Consider the following 3,927-nt stretch of genomic DNA (forward strand, 5'->3'; position numbering starts at 1 on the left):
GCATCGAGCCCGACTGGGTCGCCCGCGTCTGCCTCGACTATCTGAAGCCGATCGTCGATGCCGCAAATGCAAAGGCGCAAAACACAAAATAATCCACCGATTGAAGTCAGGATGTAATCGTTAACATCAGGTGCTTGGGACTGCGATATGACGAAACCACCAACCATACGTGATGTCGCACGTCTATCGGGCGTCTCGACCGCCACCGTCTCGCGTTACTTCTCGGGAAAGACCAACGCGCTTGCTCCTCGCACGATCGAGAGCGTCCGTCAGGCGGCGAAGGTTCTCGGATACACCCCCTCCGAAATCGGCCGTTCTTTACGGCTTGCTCAAAGCCGCGTCGTGGTCATGCTGGTGCCGGACGCGACCAACCACTTCACCGCCGACATCGCCGTATCGGTGGAAAGCGCGCTCAAGGGTATCGGCCTGTCGATGGTCCTGGCCAACACCGGCGAAAACGCCGCGCAGCAGGATCGCCTTCTCGCCGACGCTCAAGGGCTGCGAGCGCGCGCGATCGTACTGCAGGGCGCGATTGATACACCGAGGCTTCGCGAACTGGTGACGACGCAGGGCAACCTGATCTTCGCAAACCGGCGGCCAGCGCAGGGAATTATCGCCCCTTACGTGGGCATCGATAACTTCCAGGCCGGGCTGGCGGTCGGGCACTACTTCATCGCGCGTGGTTATGAGAACTGGGTCGCGATCCACGGCCCGCGTCATTATTTTGGCAGTACTGCGCGATTGGACGGTTTCATCGCCGGCGTGGGCGATGCCTCACGCGTACTGCAGTTCGAGAGCCCCTACACAATGCAGGCCGGCTACGAGCATGCCTGCCGACTTCTCGACCACGAACGGAAGAAATACAGCGTCTTCTGCGCAAACGACATGATCGCGTACGGTTTCTATCGGGCGGCTATGGAGCGCAATCTTCGTGTACCCGACGACCTTGTCATCTTCGGCTTCGACGACAATCGCCTGAACGAGTGGTTGGCTCCTTGGTTGACCACGGTGAAGGTGCCGGCACTCGAATTCGGTCCGGCGATCGCCGAGTTGATCGAAATGCCCAAACCGGGCTTCGAGGGCGGTCGAAATATAATTCTGCCATTCGAGCTGAAGGTTAGGCAATCCGCCTGAACCATGAGGAGTCCTCATTGCAGGAGGGCGCAGACGTTCCGGAGAAACAATCGGGTGCAGCCGGACACCCATTTGAAGGGGACTAGATAATGAATCGAATGATTATCCTGACAGCGTCCATGGCATTTCTTGGATCCGCAGCTTTCGCCGGCGATATTGGCGTTAGCATTTCTCACAGCGATTCAAACCTTGCCGTTCTCGTCAAGGGTATCAAGGACAGGGCTGCACAATCGAACCAGCCGCTGCAAATCGAATTTGCCGAAGGCGACGTCAATCGCCAGCTGTCGCAGGTTCAGAATTTCATCGCGGCAAAAGTCGACGCGATCATCGTCAATACGGTCGAAACGTCTGCTACGCCGACAATGACGAAGCTCGCTGCCGACGCGGGCATCCCGCTTGTCTACGTGAACAACACGCCAAGTGACGTCAACGAACTCGGTCCGAAGGCCGCATTCGTCGGTTCCGACGAGAAGGTTGCCGGCACGCTGGAAGCACAGGAAGTGTGCCGCGTCCTCAAGGCGCGCGGGAAGGCTGATGCCGCAGACATCCTGATCATTCAAGGCGTGCTCGCCAATGAAACGGCGGTATTGCGCAGCCAGGCCGTGCACGATGTTGCTGCCACCGCAGAATGCAACTTCATGAAGATCATCGACGAGCAATCGGCAAACTGGGATCCAGTGAAGGCCCAGGACTTGGTGACGAACTGGATCACAGCGGGATACAAGCCGGCCGCGATCATTTCGAACAATGACGAGATGGCCATCGGTGCGATCAATTCGCTCAAAGCGTCCGGGTTTGACGCCTCAGAGGTGGTCGTGGCCGGCGTCGATGCTACTAAGGAAGCGATGCAATACATGAAGAACGGCGATCTCCAGGTCACCGTTTTTCAGGATGCTATCGGACAAGGCGCCGGATCGGTCGACGTCGCCATGAAACTTGCAAGGGGCGAGAAGGTCGAGTCGCCACTCTGGATTCCCTACGAGCTGGTCAATCCATCGAACGTCGAAAGCTATCTCAGCCGGAACTAGCATCCAACGAACGGCAGGCGCGCGCAGGGTGCGCCTGTCGATCTCAGCAGACGGGTCATGGAAGGGCTTGGTCAAATGAAGACAGTCTCCCCCTCAACTATCAGGGCTGTAAGAGAGAGCGGAGCCGTTCCGACAGCCGAATATCTCCTGCAGGTCGAAAACGTCCGCAAGGAATTCGCCGGGAACGTTGCCCTCGATAACGTCTCCTTCCGGCTTCGTCGCGGAACGGTCCACGCCCTTATGGGTGAGAACGGCGCGGGCAAGTCAACCTTGATGAAGATCATCGCCGGCATCTACACGCCCGATGCCGGAGAATTCTATCTCAACAACCTTCCGATCAAACTGCGCAGCCCGCTTGATGCGCTCGATAACGGCATTGCGATGATTCACCAGGAACTTAACCTGATGAATCATATGACGATCGCGGAAAATATCTGGATCCGCCGCGAACCGCGAAACCGCTTCGGCCTTGTCGATCATCGCGAACTGCGGGCCAGCACCTACCGCCTGTTCAAGGAACTCGGAATCGATCTTGATCCCGACGAGAGGGTGGGACAGCTATCTGTGGCAAGCCGACAAATGGTCGAGATCGCAAAAGCGGTCTCCTACCAGTCAGACGTCCTCATTATGGACGAACCGACGTCGGCGCTGACCGAACGCGAAGTCGAGCACCTGTTTCGCATCATCCGCACGCTCAGAGAGCAAGGCAAAGGCATCATCTACATCACGCACAAGATGAACGAGCTGTTCGAGATCGCCGACGAGGTATCGATCTTCAGGGACGGCAGGCACATTGCCACCAAGGCATCCAATGATCTGACGCGTGACGAAGTCATTCGCATGATGGTCGGGCGCGAAATTTCACAGATGTTTCCAAAGGTGGAAGCGAAGATCGGGGACGTCGTTCTAAGCGTTCGAGATCTCGGTCTGAAGGGTGTATTCGAAGAGGTGTCATTCGATCTCCATGCCGGCGAAATCCTCGGAATTGCAGGACTGGTCGGCGCCGGCCGTTCGAATATTGCCGAAACGATCTTCGGCGTGACCCCCGCAACCTCGGGAACCATAGCCATCGGTGGCAGGGAGATCAGAATTGCCTCTCCGGGCATCGCCATGGCGAACGGCATGGCGTTTCTGACCGAGGACCGCAAGGAATCGGGCTGTTTCCTGCTTTTGGATATCCAACAGAACATGCAGTTGGCCGCGCTCCATGGCGGGTATGTCAAGCACGGTTTCGTGCAGCAGAAGCGCCTTTCCGAAGAATGCGAAGAGATGAAAACCACGCTGCGCGTGAAAACTCCAAGCATGGGCGAGAAGATCCTCAACCTTTCCGGCGGCAACCAGCAGAAAGTGCTGATCGGTCGCTGGCTGCTGACAAAACCCAAGGTGCTCATCCTTGATGAACCAACCCGCGGGATCGATGTCGGCGCCAAGGCGGAGATCCATCGAATGATCTCCACCCTCGCTTCCACAGGGGTCGCCGTGATCATGATCTCCTCCGAACTCCCGGAGATTCTCGGCATGAGCGACCGTATCCTCACGATCCGTCAAGGACGACTGGCGGGCATCCTCGACCGCGCGGATGCCGACCAGGTCAAGATCATGGAGCTCGCCGCACAATGACGACAACTTCCGAAATCCCAGGATTGGTAGACAAGCGCGCCGTTAAGCGGAAGTTCAAGAGCGAAATGTCGATGGCTTTCGTGCTTCTCGGCATCGCGCTGATCTTCGAGGTGCTTGGTTGGATTTTCGTCGGCGCGTCGTTTCT

Annotated in this window: 3 protein-coding genes; all 3 read left to right on the forward strand. The window is 57.4% G+C overall.

Annotation, left to right across the window (positions count from 1 at the left end; all coding sequences use genetic code 11):
* The first annotated feature begins 147 nt into the window (after positions 1–147).
* Entirely contained in the window at positions 148–1,134 is a 987-nt protein-coding gene (locus ATY77_RS17975) for a LacI family DNA-binding transcriptional regulator (protein ID WP_088688418.1), read from the forward strand.
* A gap of 89 nt (positions 1,135–1,223) precedes the next feature.
* Entirely contained in the window at positions 1,224–2,162 is a 939-nt protein-coding gene (locus tag ATY77_RS17980; protein ID WP_088688419.1) for a substrate-binding domain-containing protein, read from the forward strand.
* Positions 2,163–2,237: 75 nt separating this feature from the next.
* Complete coding sequence (locus ATY77_RS17985; RefSeq protein WP_088688420.1) at positions 2,238–3,782, forward strand: sugar ABC transporter ATP-binding protein; 1,545 nt, start codon at positions 2,238–2,240, stop codon at positions 3,780–3,782.
* Positions 3,783–3,927: the final 145 nt, after the last annotated feature.

Origin of the sequence: Rhizobium sp. R634 (assembly GCF_002211305.1) — a bacterium.
GTDB lineage: Bacteria > Pseudomonadota > Alphaproteobacteria > Rhizobiales > Rhizobiaceae > Rhizobium.

Coding starts and splice junctions, on each gene's coding strand:
- ATY77_RS17975 (WP_088688418.1), top strand. CDS start 148: ATGACGAAACCACCAACCATACGTGATGTCGCACGTCTATCGGGCGTC.
- ATY77_RS17980 (WP_088688419.1), top strand. CDS start 1,224: ATGAATCGAATGATTATCCTGACAGCGTCCATGGCATTTCTTGGATCC.
- ATY77_RS17985 (WP_088688420.1), top strand. CDS start 2,238: ATGAAGACAGTCTCCCCCTCAACTATCAGGGCTGTAAGAGAGAGCGGA.